The organism is Caulobacter sp. FW305-C-30-S16, from assembly GCF_058783025.1.
The window spans coordinates 540,275-558,462 of sequence record NZ_JBYSYH010000001.1 but is presented as its reverse complement, the minus strand read 5'-3'; the positions used below and the strand labels follow the sequence as shown (position 1 = coordinate 558,462).

Annotated in this window: 14 protein-coding genes; 8 read left to right on the top strand and 6 right to left on the bottom strand. The window is 69.2% G+C overall.

Going from position 1 to position 18,188, the window contains the following annotated elements:
• Position 1 precedes the first annotated feature (1 nt).
• Together gltB and AC3WJT_RS02650 are read left to right on the top strand one after the other, a co-directional pair.
• Positions 2–4,540 carry a glutamate synthase large subunit gene (gltB, locus tag AC3WJT_RS02655; protein WP_492341513.1) on the top strand — a complete coding sequence of 1,513 codons (4,539 nt, stop codon included), beginning with the start codon at positions 2–4 and terminating at the stop codon, positions 4,538–4,540.
• Between the two features lie 126 nt (positions 4,541–4,666).
• Positions 4,667–5,854, top strand: coding sequence for an aspartyl/asparaginyl beta-hydroxylase domain-containing protein (locus AC3WJT_RS02650; protein ID WP_492341512.1), 1,188 nt, complete (start codon positions 4,667–4,669; stop codon positions 5,852–5,854).
• Here AC3WJT_RS02650 and AC3WJT_RS02645 read toward each other — a convergent pair.
• On the bottom strand, positions 5,827–6,975 hold the full coding sequence (locus tag AC3WJT_RS02645) for a citrate/2-methylcitrate synthase (protein ID WP_492341511.1): 1,149 nt from the start codon (positions 6,973–6,975) through the stop codon (positions 5,827–5,829). The two genes, AC3WJT_RS02650 and AC3WJT_RS02645, sit on opposite strands and share 28 nt — an antisense overlap.
• An 82-nt stretch (positions 6,976–7,057) precedes the next feature.
• Here AC3WJT_RS02645 and AC3WJT_RS02640 point away from each other — a divergent pair, with 82 nt between their 5' ends.
• The 4 genes from AC3WJT_RS02640 to queG are packed head-to-tail and all read left to right on the top strand — an operon-like array spanning position 7,058 to position 10,942.
• The gene (locus AC3WJT_RS02640) at positions 7,058–8,143 is read left to right on the top strand and encodes a citrate synthase/methylcitrate synthase (RefSeq protein ID WP_492341510.1); all 1,086 of its coding nucleotides are present in this window, start codon (positions 7,058–7,060) and stop codon (positions 8,141–8,143) included.
• Positions 8,144–8,198: 55 nt separating this feature from the next.
• Entirely contained in the window at positions 8,199–9,137 is a 939-nt protein-coding gene (locus AC3WJT_RS02635; RefSeq protein ID WP_492341509.1) for a cation diffusion facilitator family transporter, read from the top strand.
• Positions 9,138–9,192: 55 nt separating this feature from the next.
• Entirely contained in the window at positions 9,193–9,879 is a 687-nt protein-coding gene (gene fzlA / locus AC3WJT_RS02630; protein WP_492341508.1) for an FtsZ-binding protein FzlA, read from the top strand.
• Entirely contained in the window at positions 9,860–10,942 is a 1,083-nt protein-coding gene (queG, locus tag AC3WJT_RS02625; protein ID WP_492342362.1) for a tRNA epoxyqueuosine(34) reductase QueG, read from the top strand. Before fzlA ends, queG begins: the two co-directional genes overlap by 20 nt.
• 72 nt (positions 10,943–11,014) lie before the next feature.
• Here queG and argE read toward each other — a convergent pair whose 3' ends face one another.
• Entirely contained in the window at positions 11,015–12,184 is a 1,170-nt protein-coding gene (argE, locus tag AC3WJT_RS02620; RefSeq protein ID WP_492341507.1) for an acetylornithine deacetylase, read from the bottom strand.
• Positions 12,185–12,314: 130 nt separating this feature from the next.
• Here argE and purU point away from each other — a divergent pair, with 130 nt between their 5' ends.
• The gene (purU, locus tag AC3WJT_RS02615; RefSeq protein WP_492342361.1) at positions 12,315–13,157 is read left to right on the top strand and encodes a formyltetrahydrofolate deformylase; all 843 of its coding nucleotides are present in this window, start codon (positions 12,315–12,317) and stop codon (positions 13,155–13,157) included.
• Between the two features lie 29 nt (positions 13,158–13,186).
• Here purU and AC3WJT_RS02610 read toward each other — a convergent pair whose 3' ends face one another.
• From AC3WJT_RS02610 to AC3WJT_RS02600, 3 genes are read right to left on the bottom strand one after another with little or no spacing between them, the layout of a single operon-like run.
• Positions 13,187–13,705 (bottom strand): FKBP-type peptidyl-prolyl cis-trans isomerase, encoded by a 519-nt coding sequence (locus AC3WJT_RS02610; RefSeq protein WP_492341506.1) that lies wholly within the window; start codon positions 13,703–13,705, stop codon positions 13,187–13,189.
• Between the two features lie 11 nt (positions 13,706–13,716).
• Positions 13,717–14,919 (bottom strand): threonine ammonia-lyase, encoded by a 1,203-nt coding sequence (locus AC3WJT_RS02605; protein WP_492341505.1) that lies wholly within the window; start codon positions 14,917–14,919, stop codon positions 13,717–13,719.
• 30 nt (positions 14,920–14,949) lie between these two features.
• Positions 14,950–16,029 (bottom strand): GNAT family N-acetyltransferase, encoded by a 1,080-nt coding sequence (locus tag AC3WJT_RS02600; RefSeq protein WP_492341504.1) that lies wholly within the window; start codon positions 16,027–16,029, stop codon positions 14,950–14,952.
• A 145-nt stretch (positions 16,030–16,174) separates the two neighbouring features.
• Between AC3WJT_RS02600 and AC3WJT_RS02595 the strand changes: the two genes are divergently transcribed.
• Positions 16,175–17,437, top strand: a complete 1,263-nt coding sequence (locus tag AC3WJT_RS02595) for a Xaa-Pro dipeptidase (protein ID WP_492342360.1) — start codon at positions 16,175–16,177, stop codon at positions 17,435–17,437.
• Between the two features lie 119 nt (positions 17,438–17,556).
• Here AC3WJT_RS02595 and yihA read toward each other — a convergent pair whose 3' ends face one another.
• On the bottom strand, positions 17,557–18,126 hold the full coding sequence (gene yihA, locus AC3WJT_RS02590) for a ribosome biogenesis GTP-binding protein YihA/YsxC (RefSeq protein WP_492342359.1): 570 nt from the start codon (positions 18,124–18,126) through the stop codon (positions 17,557–17,559).
• Between the last annotated feature and the right edge of the window lie 62 nt (positions 18,127–18,188).

Genomic DNA, 18,188 nt, shown 5'->3' with positions numbered 1-18,188 from the left:
CATGAGCGCTGAACTCACCCGCTATCTGGCCAACCGTCAGCTGCTGATCGACGGTCACGCCTATGATCCGACGTCCGAGCGCGACAACTGCGGCGTCGGCCTGGTCTGCGCGATTGATGGCAAGCCGCGCCGCGAAGTGGTCGAGCTGGCCATCAAGGCGTTGAAGGCCGTCTGGCACCGGGGCGCCATCGACGCGGACGGCAAGACCGGCGACGGCGCCGGCATTCTGCTGTCCGTGCCGCAGGACTTCTTCATCGACCAGGTCCGCAACACCGGCCACAAGCTGCGCCCGGGGGCCATCGCCGTGGGGCAGATCTTCCTGCCGCGCACCGATCTGGGCGCCCAGGAAGCCGCGCGGACGATCGTCGAGAGCGAAGCGCTGCGCTTCGGCTTCTACATCTACGGCTGGCGCCAGGTGCCGGTCGACACCTCGGTGATCGGCGAGAAGGCCAACGCCACCCGGCCCGAGATCGAGCAGATCATGCTCTCGCCGCCGGCGGGCATGGAAGGCGAGGCGCTGGAACGCGCCCTCTTCCTCTGCCGCAAGCGGATCGAGAAGAAGGTCGCCGCCTCGGCGATCAACGACTTCTACATCTGCTCGCTGTCGGCCCGGTCGCTGATCTACAAGGGCATGTTCCTCGCCGAGAACATCGACGACTTCTATCCCGACCTGCGCGACGAGCGGTTCGCCGCCGCGGTGGCGATCTTCCACCAGCGCTATTCGACCAACACCTTTCCCCAGTGGCGGCTGGCCCAGCCGTTCCGGATGCTGGCCCACAACGGCGAGATCAACACGCTGAAGGGCAACACCAACTGGATGAAGAGCCATGAGATCCGCATGGCCGCCCAGGCGTTCGGCGATTTCGGCGAGGACGTGAAGCCGGTGATCCAGGCCAGCGGCTCGGATTCCGCCGCGCTCGACAACACCTTCGAGGTGCTGGTCCGCGCCGGGCGCGACGCGCCGATGGCCAAGGCCCTGCTGATTCCCGAGGCCTGGGCGAGCAAGAGCGACGAGCAGATGAAGCCCGAGCACCGGGCGCTCTACAGCTACTGCAACGCTGTGATGGAGCCCTGGGACGGTCCGGCCGCGCTGTGCGCCACCGACGGTCGCTGGGTTGTCGCCGGCAAGGACCGCAACGGCCTGCGCCCCCTGCGCGTGGCCTATACCTTCGACGGCCTGGTCATCATGGGCTCGGAAGCCGGCATGTGCGGCGTCGCCGAGAACCGCATCGTCCGTAAGCTGAACATCTCGCCTGGGCGGATGATCGCCATCGATCTGGCCGAGGGCCGCCTCTACGATGAAGAGGCGATCATCGACAAACTGGCCGAAGCCCACCCCTACACCGACTGGCTCGGCAACATGGTCGAGCTGGAAGAACGGATCGGCCCGGGACCGGAGCCGCGCCGGTTCCACGGCGAAGAGCTGGCGCGTCGCCAGGCCGCCGCCGGCATGACCCTGGAAGACCTCGAGATGGTCCTCGCGCCGATGGTCGAGGACGGCAAGGAAGCCGTCGGCTCGATGGGCGACGACACGCCGCTGGCGGTGCTGTCCGACGGCTACCGGCCGCTGAGCCACTTCTTCCGGCAGAACTTCAGCCAGGTGACCAACCCGCCCATCGACCCGCTCCGCGAGACCGGGGTGATGAGCCTGAAGACCCGCTTCAAGAACCTCGGCAACATCCTCGTCCAGGACGAGGCCCAGACGGACGTCTACGTGCTGGAGAGCCCGATCCTGACGACCGGGATGTACGAGCGGATCCTCGGCTACATCGGCGACAAGGCGCTGGCGGTCATCGACTGCACCATGCCGATCCCCGCCGATGAAGCCAGGCCTGGCGACGCCCTGCGCGCCAATCTCGACCGGGTTCGCGCCGAGGCCGAGGACGCCGCCCTGCGGGGCTGCGCCACCATCGTCCTGACCGACGAGATGAGCGGTCCCGACCGCGTCGCCCTGCCGATGATCCTGGCCACCGGCGGGGTGCATGCGCACCTCGTCAGCAAGGGTCTACGGTCCTACGTCTCGATCATCGTGCGCTCGGCCGAGTGCATGGACACCCACTATTTCGCGGTGCTGGTCGGGGTCGGCGCCACGGCGGTCAACGCCTGGCTGTCGCAGGAAAGCTTCCAGGACCGGCTCGACCGCGGCCTGCTGGGCGACACCACGCTTCGCCAGACCTGCGTGAACTTCAAGACGGCTATCGAGCAGGGCCTGCTGAAGATCATCTCCAAGATGGGCATCGCGGTGATCAGCTCCTACCGCGGCGGCTACAACTTCGAGGCCGTCGGCCTGTCGCGGTCGCTGGTCGCCGAGTTCTTCCCCGGCATGCCGTCGCGCATCTCCGGCATCGGCTTCGCCGGTCTCGAAAAGCGGGTCGTCGAGCTGCACCAGCGCGCCTGGGATCCGGCCTTCGTCGCCCTGCCTGTCGGCGGCTTCTACAAGGCCCGCCGCTCGGGCGAGGCGCACGCCTTCGAGGCGCGGATGATCCACGCCCTGCAGCAGGCCTGCGACACGGGCGACTACGAGACCTACAAGCGCTTCTCCGCCGGCATGCGCACCCTGCCGCAGATCCAGCTGCGCGACCTGCTCGACTGGCGCAGCGACCGCAAGCCGTTGAACCCGGACGAGGTCGAAAGCGTCAACGAGATCCGCAAGCGGTTCCTGACGCCGGGCATGAGCCTCGGCGCCCTGGGGCCGGAGGCGCACGGCGCGCTGAACATCGCCATGAACCGCATCGGGGCCAAGTCGGTCAGCGGCGAGGGCGGCGAGGACCGCGCCCGCTACCGGCCGCTGCCCAACGGCGACAACCCCAACAGCGCGGTCAAGCAGGTCGCCTCGGGCCGGTTCGGCGTCACGGCCGAGTACCTGAACGAATGCCGCGAGATCGAGATCAAGGTCGCCCAGGGCGCCAAGCCCGGCGAGGGCGGCCAGCTGCCCGGCTTCAAGGTCACCGAGATGATCGCCCGGCTGCGCCACGCCACCCCCGGCGTGATGCTGATCAGCCCGCCGCCGCACCACGACATCTACTCGATCGAGGATCTGGCCCAGCTCATTTACGACCTGAAGCAGATCAACCCTGACGCCCGGGTGACGGTGAAGCTGGTCGCCATGACCGGCATCGGCGCGATCGCCGCCGGGGTGGCCAAGGCCAAGGCGGACATCATCCTGATCTCCGGCAGCGTCGGCGGCACGGGCGCCAGCCCGCAGACCTCGATCAAGTACGCCGGCGGCCCCTGGGAGATGGGTCTGTCCGAAGCCAATCAGGTGCTGACCCTGAACAACCTTCGCCACTCCGTCCGCCTGCGGACGGACGGCGGTATCCGGACGGGCCGCGACGTGGTGATCGCCGCCATGCTCGGCGCCGAGGAGTTCGGCATCGGCACGGCCAGCCTGATCGCCATGGGCTGCATCATGGTCCGCCAGTGCCATTCCAACACCTGTCCGGTGGGGGTCTGCACCCAGGACGAGGCCCTGCGCGCGCGGTTCACCGGCACGCCGGACAAGGTCGTCAACCTGTTCACCTTCATCGCCGAGGAGGTCCGCGAGATCCTCGCGCAGCTGGGCTTCCGCTCGCTGGAGGAGATCGTCGGCCGCACCGATCTGCTGACCCAGGTCAGCCGCGGCGGCGAGCACCTGGACGACCTCGACCTGAACCCGCTGCTGGTTCGCGCCGACCCCGGCTCGAACAAGCCCTACTGCACCGTCGAGGGCCGCAACGAGGTCCCCGACACGCTCGACGCGCAGATCGTCCGCGACGCCGCGCCGCTGCTCCAGCGCGGCGAGAAGATGCAACTGACCTACACGGTGCGGAACACCGCCCGGGCGATCGGCGCGCGCATCTCCAGCCACATCGTGCGCAAGTTCGGCATGAGCGCCCTGCCCTCCGACCACCTGACCGTCGAGCTCAAGGGCTCGGCCGGCCAGAGCCTCGGCGCCTTCGCGGTGCGTGGCCTGCGGATCGTGCTGACCGGTGAAGCCAACGACTATGTCGGCAAGGGCCTGTCCGGCGCGACGATCGTGGTCCGGCCCTCGCCGCATCTGGCGTCGCCGGAGTCGAACGCGATCATCGGCAACACCTGCCTTTATGGCGCGACGGCCGGCAAGCTGTTCGCCGCCGGCCAGGCGGGCGAGCGGTTCGCCGTACGCAACTCGGGGGCCGTTACGGTGGTCGAAGGCTGCGGCGCCAACGGCTGCGAGTACATGACCGGCGGCGCGGCGGTTATCCTTGGGCCGACGGGCGGCAACTTCGGCGCCGGCATGACCGGCGGGATGGCCTATGTGCTCGACATGGCCGGACGGTTCGAGGGCCGGGTCAATACCGACAGCGTCATCGTCCAGCGACTGGCCTCCCCGCACTGGGAAGAGCATCTCCGGCGCCTGGTTACCGAGCACGCCCACGAGACGGGCTCCGCCTTTGCGGCGGGTCTGCTGCGCGACTGGGACCGGATGCGGAACCTGTTCTGGCAGGTCTGCCCCAAGGAGATGGCGGGTCGGCTCGACCACCCGTTGCAAGCGGAAGAGGCGTCGTTCGAGCGGGCCTGACCGACGGGGGTGAGACGTCTCGTCGCACCATTACCGTTTCGTCATGTTTCCGGTCGATTGCCCGGAAGGCCGCCGGTATCGTGCCGGTGAACGCGGGTCTTCGAGTTGCCGCGTCCGGGGGATGACATGGCGACGACGCTGGCGCCGGAAACGGATGCGCTGGTCAAGCAAGCGGAAGCGGCTCTGCGACAGCGCGACGTCAAGGCCGCCCTGGAGCTGCTGAACCGCGCCGGGACCGCCGCGCCGACGGACATCTCGATCAAGATGCTCAAGGCCTCGGCGCAGCGCTTCGCCGGGGACCTCGACGGCGCCCTGATGTCGCTGGACGGCGTGCTGGCCATCGATCCGTACCACTTCGTCGCCCTGCTTTCGAAGGGGACCCTGCTTGAGCGTCTTGCGGGCGTGCGGGTCGCTGCGCGCTTCTATCGCGACATCCTGGAGGCCGCCCCGCCCGAGGGGGAGATTCCCGCAGCGCTGGCGGCGCCGATCGCCCATGCCCGCCGCCTCGTCGCCGAGAATGCGGACACCCTGGCGGACTATCTGCGCCGGCAGGTCGAGGACGTGAAGTCGCGGCATGGCGGCGCATCCCTCGGACGGTTCGAGGAGGCGCTCGACATCTACGCCGGCCGTCGCAAGCCGTTCGTTCAGGAGCCGCTGCTGCTTCACTACCCCCAGCTGCCGGCCATTCCATTCTATGATCGCGACCTCTTCCCCTGGCTGCCGCAGCTGGAAGCGGCCACCGATATGATCCGCGGGGAGCTGGAGGTCGCGCTCGAGAAGGCCAGGAACGAGTTCGCACCCTACGTCGCCTATCCGCCCGGCTCTCCGGTCGGCCAGTGGGGCGAGCTGAACAACTCGATGAACTGGCGCTCGCTGTGGCTGTGGAAGGATGGCCGCCGGCAGGACGAGGCCTGCGCGGTCTGTCCGGGCACGACCGCGCTCCTGGACAGCCTGCCGATGGCCGACCAGCCGGGCTTCGCCCCGACCGCGCTGTTCTCCGCCCTGGAGGCCAATACCCGCATTCCACCTCACACCGGTTCGACCAATACCCGCCTGCTGGTGCACCTGCCGCTGATCCTGCCCGGACCGGCCCGCTTCCGGGTCGGCAACGAAACCCGCGACTGGAAGATGGGCGAGGCCTGGGTGTTTGATGACTCGATCAATCACGAGGCCTGGAATGACGCGGACCAGCTTCGCGTGATCCTGATCTTCGATATCTGGAACCCGTTCCTCAACGACGCCGAGCGGGAGCTGGTCACGGCGATGATGAACGCGCGCAACAGCTACTACGCCGGCGGCGCCTCGCCGATATAGCGGGCCCGCGGGCGGATCAGGGCGCCGGTCTGGACCTGCTCGACCGCATGGGCCAGCCAGCCGGCTGTCCGCGCCACGGCGAACAGGGCGAACGGGGCGTCTGCCGGCAACCCGAACCGGGCGCTCAGCGCCGTCACCGCGAAATCGACATTGGCCGCCTCGCCGGTCATGGATTCCACCGCGACCTGCAGCGCCGCGTACTCCGGAGGCGGCTCGAAGGCGGCCAGCAGCGCCGCCGCCCGCGGGTCGCCATCCGGATAGAGCGGGTGGCCGAAGCCCGGCGTGGGTCCGGCGCGGGCGATCCGTCCGGCGACCGTCGCCTCAGGGCCGATACGACGCGCCTCTTCCACCAGGTTGATCACCCGTCCCGCCATGCCGCCGTGCAGGGGTCCCGACAGCGCGCAGAGGCCGGACAGGGCCGAGGCGGCCAGCGACGCGCCGGTGGAGGCCGTCACGCGGGCGGCGAAGGTCGAGGCGTTCAGCTCGTGATCCGCCAGCAGGACCAACTGGCGGCGAATGAAGTCGGCCGCCTCGGGCTTGCCCCAGGCCGTGGCGATCCGCCGATGGATCGGCCCCTCGCCCGCAGCGCCGGCAGCAGCGTCGGCCACCAGGTCCAGCAGCCCGACCGCCTCCACGGCCAGCGCCAGCGCGGCCCGCCCCCGCGACGGCGGGTCCATGCCGGCCCGCGCCGAGAGGGCGCTGAACAGCCGTTCGCGCAGCGACTGGCCACCTTGAGGCAGGGCCGGCGGCGCGGTCTTCAATGAAGCGCCGTGCCCGCCCCGCAGCAGCCGCGCGACGGACTCGAGGGTTTCGGTCTCGGAGAGGTCGACCGCGTCGCGTCCGCGATAGAACAACCGCCCGCCGGCGACGGTGGTGATCGCCGAGGCCAGCACCGGTTCACCCCAGGCGATGGCGCCGGCGGCGACCTCGGAGGCCTTGCGGCCACGCTGCTTGCGCTGGGCCAGCCCGTCGATGTCGGCGAGGCGATAGCGACTGCGGCGCGGGTCGGCGGGATCAGGTCTGGCCTCGATCCGGCCCCGGCTGACGTAGGCGTAGAGCGTCTGCGGGCGCACCCCCAGCCGGTCCATCGCCTCTTCCGCCGAAACCCAGTCGCGATCCATGATCTTACATTGATTATATTGATCAAGATTGACGATATCACAGCCCGGGCGGATTTGTCTCCCCATGAAAAGGAGACAGGACATGAGTGACGGTCTTGAGGGCGTGATCGCCGCCCGCACAGTGCTTTCGGACGTGGACGGCCTGGCGGGCCATCTGATCATTCGCGGCTACAGCCTCGACGACCTCGCGGGACGGACCCGCTTCGAGGATGTCGCCCACCTGCTGTTCGACGGATTCTTCGACGACATGCCGGCTGATCTGACGCGGGCGCTGGGCGAGGCGCGGGTGGCGGTATTCGCAGAGACTGCGGCGCTCGATGCGGGCCTGCTGAAGCTCAATCCGGTCGAGGCCATGCGCGCCCTGACCGCCCGGCTCGCCGACGGCGACGGGCTCGATACGGCGCTGAAGCTGCTGGCCGCGCCGGCTGTGTTCACTCCGGCCGTAGTCCGGGCCCAGGCCGGCCAGTCGCTCGTGCCGCCGGACGCCTCGCTGCGGCACAGCGCCGACATCCTGCGGATGCTGCGCGGACGCCCTGCGGCCGAGGCGGAGGCTGACGCCCTGGACGCCTATCTGGTGACGGTCAGCGACCATGGCCTGAACGCGTCCACCTTCGCCGCCCGGGTCGTCGCCTCGACCCAGGCCGGTCTGACATCGGCGGTGCTGGCGGGCATTTCGGCCCTCAAGGGGCCGCTGCACGGCGGCGCGCCGGGTCCGGTGATCGACATGCTCGACGGCATCGGCCGGCCGGAGAACGCCCGGGCCTGGCTGGAGGCGGCCCTGGACCGGGGCGAGCGGCTGATGGGCTTTGGCCACCGGGTCTATCGGGTTCGCGATCCCCGCGCGGATGTGCTGAAGGCTGCTGTGCGGCGGATGAGCGAAGGCTCCAGCGTCCTGCCCGGCCGTGTGGCCTTCGCCGAGGCCGTCGAGAAGGCCGCCCTGGCCATCCTCAAGGACCGCAAGCCGGACCGGCCGCTGGACATCAACGTCGAGTTCTACACCGCCCTGTTGCTGGAGGCGCTGGCCTTTCCGCCCACGACCTTCACCGGCGTCTTCGCCATGGGTCGCGTGGCCGGCTGGATCGCCCATGCGCGCGAACAGCTGGCCGGCGGACGCCTGATCCGCCCGGCGTCGCAGTACATCGGCCCGCAGCCGCGCCAGGCGGCCTGACACCCGCGAGTCGTTCGCGCTGGGGTCGGCGGGCGCGGGACGCTAGAACGGCGGCATGACAACCACGCCCCTGACCCCGGCCCAGACCGCCGTCCTGACCCGGCGGGTCACCAGCCTGTCGGTGGCGACCGCCGTGGTCCTGGTGGCCGCCAAGACGGCCGCCTGGCTGGCCAGCGGCTCGGTGGCGCTGCTGGCCTCGCTGGCCGACTCCGGCCTCGACCTGCTGGCGTCGCTGATCACCCTCTACGCGGTGCGCTACGCCGTCGCGCCGCCGGACGCCGAGCATCGTTTCGGCCATGGCAAGGCCGAGGCCTTCGCCAGCCTGATGCAGGGCGGGCTGGTGTTCGCCTCGGCCGCCCTGATCGGCCGAGAGGCCATCGTCGGCATCATGGATCCGAAGCCGATCGCGGCCGGCGGCTGGGCGATCACGGTCATGGGCCTGTCCGTCCTGCTGACGCTCGGACTGATCACCGTCCAGTCCTGGGTGCTCAAGCGCACGCGGTCGGTGGCCGTCGCCGGCGACCGGGCCCACTACGCCGCCGATCTGGCGTCCAACATCGCCGCCATGGCCGGGATCGCCGGCGCGGCGTTGCTGGGTCTCGCCTGGCTCGACGCCGCCGCGGGCCTGCTGGTGGCGGCCTGGCTGCTGTGGGGCGCCATCGGCGTGTTCCGCGAGGCGGGCAACCAGCTCATGGATCATGAGCTGCCGGAGGGCGACCGGGCCCGGATCATCGCGCTGATGAAGCAGGACCCGCGCATCCAGGATGTGCACCAGCTGCGGACGCGCGCGTCCGGACCCTATATCCACATCCAGATGCATGCCGACCTCGACCCGGACAGCACGCTGGCCGCGGCGCACGAGGCTATGGTGGCGGCGGAGAACCGGGTCCTGGCGGCCTTTCCGGCCGCGGACATCATCATTCACCCCGATCCTCACGGTCGGGCGGAGCCGCACGGCGGGACTTTCGGCGAGGCCGAGCACGCGGCGCGGTAAACGCGCCCTTAACGCCCCCCGGCGTTAGCTGCGCGACGAATCAGTCAGGCCCGCGATGAGCGTCGAACGCATCCTCCATCACTTTCCGCTCGATCCGGCCTCCCGGCAGGTGCGGCTGGCGCTGGGCGAGAAGCGGCTGCCGTTCACCGAGGTGCAGGTGCGCTGGTGGGAAAGCCCCGCCGACTTCGCCCTGCTCAACCCGTCGGGCGTGCCGCCGGTGCTGGTCGAGGGCTCAGGTCCCGGCCGGATCGTCGTCTGCGAAACCCGGGCGATCCTCGAGCACCTGGAGGAGCAGAACCCCGAGCCAGCGCTGCTGGGCCGCGAACCTGCCGAACGCGCCGAAGCCCGCCGCTTGCTGCAGTGGTTCGACCGCAAGTTCGACGCCGAGGTCTCCGGCTTCCTGCTGCACGAGAAGATGGAAAAGCGTCTGCTGGGCCTGGGCGCCCCGGCGCTCGCCAACATCCGCGCCGGCCGCGACGCGCTGAAGCTGCACATGCAGTACATCGAGGGCCTGCTGGCCCACCGCGACTGGCTGGCCGGCAAGCGCATCTCGCTGGCCGATATGGCCGCCGCCGCCCACCTGTCGGTGATCGACTACTTCGGCGACGTGCCGTGGAACGACTTCACGATCGTCCGCACCTGGTACATGAAGATCAAGTCGCGGCCCTGTTTCCGGCCGCTGCTGGCGGACCGCTGGCCGGGCATGGCCCCCGCGCCGCACTATCACGACCTTGATTTCTGACCCTGACAGAGCTCGCCTGCGCGCCGGAGCCCTCGGCCTCGGCTTTGACGTTTGCGGGTTCGGCTCGGCCGCCGACGCCTGGCCGGCCGGCGCGCGGCTGGAGGCCTTCGTGGCCGAAGGGCTGCACGGAACCATGGGCTGGATGGCCGAGACGCTGCCCCGCCGCGTCCATCCGACCGGCATGTGGCCCGAGGCCCGCTCCGCCGTTGTCCTCGGCCTCAACTATGGTCCCGACCGCGACCCGCTCGAGGCGCTGAAGGCGCGGTCGACGGGCGCGATCTCGGTCTATGCGCAGGGCGACGACTATCACGAGGTGATCAAGGGGCGGCTCAAGACGCTCGCCGGCCAGATCGTGGCGCGGCATGGCGGCGATGTGAAGGTGTTCGTCGACACCGCGCCGCTGATGGAGAAACCGCTGGCCCAGCGGGCGGGCCTCGGCTGGCAGGGCAAGCACACCAATCTCGTCTCGCGCGAGTTGGGGTCGTGGCTGTTTCTCGGCTCGATCCTGACGACGCTGGAAATCACGCCGGACGCCGCCGAAGTCGATCACTGCGGCAGTTGCCGCGCCTGCCTCGATATCTGCCCCACGGGCGCCTTCCCGGAGCCCTACCGGCTCGATGCGCGGCGCTGCATCTCCTACCTGACCATCGAGCACGCGGGACCGGTCCCGGAGGACCTCCGGGCGGCGATGGGCAACCGCATCTACGGCTGCGACGACTGCCTGGCCGTCTGCCCCTGGAACAAGTTCGCCGCCGAGGCGCGGGAGAGCGCCTTTCACGCGCGGGAGGAACTGCAGTCGCCCCCGCTGGCCAGTCTGGCGGCCCTGGACGATACAGCCTTCCGGGCGATGTTCCGCAAGAGCCCGGTCAAGCGCATCGGCCGCGACCGGTTTGTACGCAACGTCCTCTACGCCATCGGCAACAGCGAGGATCCAACGCTGTCGGCGTCGGCGGCGGCGCTGACGGGGGACGCGTCGGAGGTGGTGCGCGATGCGGCAGTGTGGGCGTTGGGTCGGCTGGGGGCGATGCTCCCCTTCGGGGGAGCTGTCCGCGAAGCGGACTGAGGGGGTCACCCGAGATCTGAGCGGACCCCCTCCGTCGCTGCTGCGCAGCGCCACCTCCCCCGATGGGGAGGATCAGGAGGCTCGCAGCGTCTCCGCCAGCCGGATCATGAAGGCCGCGCCCTGGCGCATCTGGTCGATCTCGACGTACTCGTCCGGCTGATGGGCCTGGTCGATCGCGCCGGGACCACAGATGACGGTCGAGAAGCCCGCGCCCTGGAACTGGCCGCCCTCGGCCGCATAGGGCACGGCGCGAACCGGGCCGTTGTCGCCGGTCAGGCCACGCACGAAGGCCTCAGCCGCGCCGTTGTCCGGCGCCATCGACGGCACATTGGCGAGCATCTCGAACACCGCGCCGCAGTCGGGATCGCGGGCCTTCAGTCGCGCGTCCAGGTCGACGACCCGGGCGATGAACGGCGCCAGCACGACCAGCGGGTCGTCGCCGGGCTCGGCGCGGACGTCGAAGACGATCTCGCAGCGACGGGCGAGGATGTTGGCCGCCGTGCCGCCGTCGATCCGGCCGATCGTCAGGCTGGTCCCTTTCGGCTCGAACGGCGAGGCGGGGTCGGCATTCGCCGCCAGATCATCGGCCAGTGTCGACAGGGCGCTGATCAGCTCCACAGCCGCCATGTTGGCCGAGACGCCGAGGTGGGTCTGGCTGGAGTGGGCCTCGCGGCCGCTGACCACCACGCGGAAGAAGGCCGCGCCCTTGTGGCCGCCGACCGCCTTCATCAGCGACGGCTCGCCGACGATGCACAGGGCCGGCCGGGGCAGGTCGCGGGCGATCACCGCGATCATGTCGGGCGCGCCGAAACAGCCGACCTCCTCGTCGTAGGAGAAGGCTAGATGGACCGGCCGCTTCAGGCCGTCGTGGAACAGCGGCACGGCGGCCAGGGCGAGGGCGATGAAGCCCTTCATGTCAGAGGACCCGCGGCCATACAGCCGGCCGTCGCGCTCGGTCAGGACGAACGGATCGGACGTCCAGGGCTGGCCGTCGACGGGGACCACGTCGGTGTGGCCCGACAGGATGACGCCCCCTTCGGCAGCAGGGCCGATGGAGGCCAGCAGATTGGCCTTGTCGCCGTCGCGGCTTGCGATGCGTCGGCTGACGATCCCCTGGTCCGCCAGATGAGCCTCGACCCAGTCGATCAGGGCCAGGTTCGATCCGCGCGAGGTGGTGTCGAAGGCGACGAGCTTGCCCAGAATGGCGATGGCGTCGTCGACGAGAGAGGCGGCGTCGGTCATGGGGTCTGTTTAGGATCGATCCGCCAGGGCGCCTATCCTCTCCCGATTGGGAGATGAACGCGTGGCGCGCGCAAAGGCTTGCCCTGAACGGCCTTCCCCCCTTAAGCCCTCCCCCATGTCGACCCAGGGCCTGATCCTCACCCTCGCCTGTCCAGACCGCCGCGGCATCGTGGCGGCGGTGTCCGCGTTTCTGGCGGAGCGGGACTGCAACATCCTCGACGCCCAGCAGTATGACGACGCCGAGACGGGCGTCTTCTTCATGCGTGTGGTGTTCTATCCGGACGGCCATGGCGCCGACGCCCTGCGCGTGGACTTCGCGCCGGTGGCCGACAGCTTCTCGATGACCTGGAGCCTGCGCGATCCGGCAGTGCGCAAGAAGGTCATGATCCTGGCCAGCAAGTCGGACCACTGCCTTTCGGACCTGCTCTACCGCTGGCGCATCGGCGAGCTGCCGATGGACATCGCCGGGGTGATCTCCAATCATCCGGCCGAGACCTATCGCAACGTCGATCTCACCGACCTGCCGTTCCACCACCTGCCGGTGACCAAGGACACCAAGCTGGAGCAGGAGGCGCAGGTCTGGTCCCTGATCCGCGACTCCGGCGCCGATCTCGTGGTGCTCGCCCGCTACATGCAGGTGCTGTCAGACGGCCTGGCGGCCAAGCTGGAGGGGCGCTGCATCAACATCCACCACTCCTTCCTGCCGGGCTTCAAGGGCGCCAAGCCCTATCACCAGGCCCATGCACGCGGGGTGAAGGTCATCGGCGCCAGCGCCCACTTCGTCACCGGCGATCTCGACGAAGGCCCGATCATCGAACAGGACGTCGAACGCATCAGCCACCGCGACACCCCCGATGACCTGATCCGCAAGGGCCGCGACATCGAACGCCGCGTGCTGGCCCGGGCCCTGCGCTGGTCGCTGGAGGACCGGGTGCTGCTGAACGGTCGCAAGACGGTGGTGTTTACGGACTAGGACGACCTCTCCCACTTGGGAGAGGAAAGCTAGTTTCCGAACCCGGTGCTCCCAGCCGCCGGGAGAACCCCGATCAGCTGGATGCGGAAGATCAGCACGGCGTTGGGCGGGATCGGGCCGCCGGGGGTGCCCTGCTCGCCGTAGCCGAGCGCGGGCGGGACGTAGAGGATCCATTCGTCGCCGGGCTTCATCTTCTGCAGCGCTTCGATCCAGGCGGGGATCAGGCCGCCCAGCCGCATGACGGCCGGGGCGCCGCGCGCGAAAGAGCTGTCGAAGATCTCGTCCGTGACCAGCTTGCCTTCGTAGTGGACCTTGACCTCGTCCTGACGACGCGGCGACACGCCGGAGGCCGGGCCGGAGGCGACCACCTTGTAGAGCACGCCCGACGGCAGCTTCTGGATGCCCGGCTCCTTGGCCGTCTTTTCCATATAGGCGGCGGCCGAGGCGGCGTTGGCCTGGATCAGCGAGGCGTCGGCTTCCGCATTCTTTGCACAGCCGGCGACGGCGAGGCTGGCGAGGGCGGCGACGATGAGGACGCGTTTGAGCATCAGCGAAACTCCTAGACCGTGCGCGGCGGGTAGCCGCAGTCGCGCAGGGCGACCATGATTTCCTGGGTGTGCTGGGCGTCGCGGGTCTCGATCATGATGTCGAACTCCGCGCCCTTGGCCGGCACGTCGAGGGCGAGGCGGTTGTGGGCCACCTCGATGATGTTGCCGCCCATCTCGCCGATCACCCGGCTGACGGTGGCCAGCAGGCCCGGGCGGTCGTCGCCGATGATCCGCAGCGAGACGAGCCGCTGGGCCCGCACCAGTTCGCGGGTCAGGACGGAGGCCAGCAGGCGGGTGTCGATGTTGCCGCCGCAGAGGATCAGGCCGCACTTCTTGCCGCGGAACCGCTCCGGGTAGGCGAGCAGCGCCGCCAGCGACGCCGCGCCGGCGCCCTCGGCGATGGTCTTCTCGACATTGCAGTAGAGCGCCACGGCCCGCTCGATATAGGGCTCTTCCAGCAGCAGCACGTCGTCGATCAGGGGGCGGGCGACCGCATAGGTCTTGGTCCCGACCTCTCGCACCGCGATACCCTCGGCGATGGTCTGGCCGCCGGCCTCGGCGTTCAGGCCGCGCATGCGGGCGGTGAAGCTGGGGAACATCGCCGGCTCGCAGCCGATGATGCGGATGTTCGGATTGATCGCCTTGGCCGCCGTCGCCACGCCGCTGATCAGCCCGCCGCCGCCGATCGGCACCGGCAGGATTTCCAGGTCGGGCACGTCTTCCAGCATTTCCAGGGCGATCGTGCCCTGGCCGGCCATCACGTCGTAGTCGTCGAACGGATGGACGAAGGTCAGGCTGCGCTCCTCGCGCAGCTGCTGGGCGTGGGCGGCGGCCTCGTCATAGGTGTCGCCGAAGATGACCACGTTGGCGCCGTGCTGGCGGGTGTGCTCAACCTTCACGAAGGGCGTGCCCTTGGGCATCACGATGGTCACCGGCACGCCGAGGCGGGCGCCGTGATAGGCGAGGCCCTGGGCGTGGTTGCCGGCGCTGGCGGCGATCACGCCGCGCGAGCGCTCCTCGTCGCTGAGCAGCAGCAGCTTGTTCAGCGCGCCGCGCTCCTTGTAGGCGGCGGTGAACTGCAGGTTCTCGAACTTGACCCACACCTCCGCGCCGGTGATCTCCGACAGGGTGCGGGAATAGCGGCAGGGCGTGCGCTCTACGTGGCCTTCCAGCCGGGCGGCGGCGGCCCTGATATCGTCAAGGGTGATGGTCATGGGGACTTCAGACGGGCGGGGCGCCAGCCTTCACCGCAAACCCCGCATGAGGTCAAGCCGCCGCATGGCCTTTCCGGGCAGTTCCGACATCCGGCCAAGCGGCAGGGACTCGGCGGCCTTGCGCACCGCATAGGCCGTTTCGCGCATCAGCGCCGCCGCCGACGGGGCGCCGATGAAGCCGTGGGTGACCCCGACCTGCACATTGCCGAGCTCGCGCTTGAACCGGTAGGTCCCCGCGCCGAGATCGAGCCGGCTGTAGGGCGTGTCGTCCATCCAGCGCAGGATGTCCTGGAACAGCAGCATGCCCGGCGAATAGCGATCAAACTTCGGATCGTGACTGATGATCCAGCTGTGGATGTTGCGCCCGCCGCGCAGGTTCATCTGCGCCGCCGCCAGCTCCTCGCCGATGTGCAGGGTGAACAGGATGCCGCCGAAGTCCGGATCGCGGCTGGCGAACAGACTGCGCACGAGCGGCAACGGCCAGCCGTCGGCGAACAGGTCGGTCTGGCCTGTCGCCTGCCACTGCGCCTGTTTCCAGGCGACGAGCTGGTCGAAGTCGGACTTCGAGCGGGAGAAGGCGGTGAAAGTCACCGGGCCGAGGTCGCGCTCGGCCTTGCGGCGCTTCTTGTCGGTGTCCTTCAGCGCCGAGACGCCGGCGGCCTTGCGCTCGGCTTCGTAGGCCGCGTAGCCGCCCGCGACGTCGATGACGTGGGAGTCCTCGCGGCCGCGCGCCAGCGGCGCGAACAGGGGCTGGTCCTCAAGCATCTGGGAGAAGTCGAACCGGCCGACGCCGAAGGCCTCGGCGATCCGGCGGGGATCGATCCGCAGGCCGGGTTCGGCCACCAGGCCCTGATAGTCGCACATCGGCGCGCCGGCCGGCATGGCGGTGAAGGCGTTGACCTTGGCGGCGATGAAGCCCTTCGGATCGGCCATTCCGCCCAGCACGGCGACGCGAAGACGCGACCCGGCGCCCTGGGCGCGGGCCACCGCGCGCGGCCAGAACGGCGAGAGGAACGGACTGTCGAGGGCCGGGTCGGCCGCCTGCAGCGCCGCCCACCGCTCGACGGCGAACGCGGTCATCTCCCAGGGTCTGACGACATCGATCTGCACGGTAGCTTCCCCGGAGGCGGCGTATTCCGAAAGACCCTAGCGCCCAACTGTTGCGGGAGGGTTTAGGCGCGGACCGATCTGGTCCGGACCGGCAAATACCCATAAGGGTCGAAGGGACACAGAGGGGATCCCTGTCATGCGCCGTATGCTCGCCGCCTTCACCCTGACGTTCGCGGTGCTGTCCGCCGGCGTCGCCCAGGCCAAGACCGTGGCGGTCACCGCCGCCCGCCTGCTGGATGTGGCGACCGGCAAGTATGTCGAGCAGCCGGTGGTACTGATCACCGACGGCCGGATCACCGCCGTGGGGGCCGCCGGTACAGTGACGATCCCGGCCGACGCCGAGCGGGTCGATCTGCCGGGCCAGACCCTGCTGCCCGGCCTGATCGACATGCATGTGCACCTCGATTCCAACCCGAAATACGGCGGCTACGGCGGCCTGCGGTTCACCGACAGCTTCTGGGCTGTGGTTGCGGTGCCGAACGCGGCGGCGACGCTGAACGCCGGCTTCACCACCGTGCGCAATGTCGGCGCCGACCGCTACAACGACGTGGCCCTGATGGAGGCGATCAGCGAGGGCCTGATCCCGGGACCGCGGATCGTTCCGGCCGCCTACGCTCTGGGCGCCACCGGCGGTCACTGCGACTCGACCTACTTCCCTCCGTCTGTCGAGCTGACCTCGCCGGGCGTCTTCGACGGACCGGAAGAGGCCCGCAAGATGGTCCGCAAGATGAAGAAGTACGGCGCGAAAGTGATCAAGATCTGCGCCACGGGCGGCGTCTTTTCCAATGACGCCGTCGGTATCCAGCAGCTGACCGTCGAGGAGATCAAAGCGATCGTCGACGAGGCCCACATGGATGGCATGAAGGTCGCCGCCCATGCCCACGGCCCGGAGGGCATCCGAGCGGCCATCCTAGGCGGCGTCGACACCATCGAACACGCCAGTCTGGTCGACGACGAAGGCATTCGCCTGGCCGTCAAGGCCGGCTCCTACTTCGGCATGGACATCTACAACACCGACTACACCCAGGCCGAGGGCCGGGCGAACGGCGTACGCGAAAGCGAAATCAAGAAGGACGCCGACATCGGCGAGGCCCAGCGGCAGAACTTCTGCAAGTCGATCAAGGCCGGGGTGAAGCAGGTCTACTCGACCGACGCCGGCATCTATCCGCATGGCTGGAACGCGAAGCAGTTCGCCGTGATGGTCCGCTATTGCGCGACGCCGCTGCAGGCGATCCAGGCCGCCACGGTCAACGCCGCCGCCGCGCTGGGCCAATCGGGCGATGTCGGCCAGGTGGCCGTCGGCCGCTACGGCGACCTGATCGGCGTCCAGGGCGACCCGCTGGCCGACGTGACGGTGCTCGAGCGCGTGACCTTCGTGATGAAGGGCGGCGTGGTGGTGAAGCGGTAGCTTGCGTGGTTCGAGACGCTCGCTTGAGGCTCACTCCTCACCATGACGACCATGGGTGCGCCCATCCCTGGACGTCATCCTGAGGAGCGATCCCTCAGGATCGCGTCTCGAAGGACACCCTAAACCCCGCAGGTCGCCTTGATCTCGGCGCGCAGGACCGGGATGTTGAAGCCCTTCTCCGACGAGGTCGCCAGCACGCGCGGGAAGGCGGCCGGACGTTTGACGATCTGGCCCTGCGTCTTTTCGACGACCGCCTCGACCTCGGCCGGTTTGATCTTGTCGGCCTTGGTCAGGATGATCTGGTAGGACACCGCCGCGTTGTCCAGGGCGTCGAGCGCCTCGGTATCGGGCTCCTTGAGCCCGTGCCGCGCGTCAATCAGCAGATAGACCCGCTTCAGGTTCGGCCGGCCGCGCAGATACTGGCGGCCGAGGTTCTGGAACTTGTCCTTCGAGGTGCGGGAGACCCGCGCGAAACCGTAGCCGGGCAGGTCGACCAGCCGCATCTTCTCGTCCAGCAGGAAGAAGTTGATCTCCCGCGTGCGGCCCGGCTCGTTCGAGGCGCGGGCGAGGTACTTCTGGCCGACGAGGGCGTTGATCAGGCTCGACTTGCCGACGTTCGAGCGGCCGGCGAAGGCCACCTCAGGCAGGTCCGCCGGCGGCAGCCCGTCCATCTTCACCGCCCCCATCATGAAGGTGCAGGGGTGGGCGAAGAGGACCCGGGCGGCCTCGATCTCCTCGGCGTCGAAGGCCT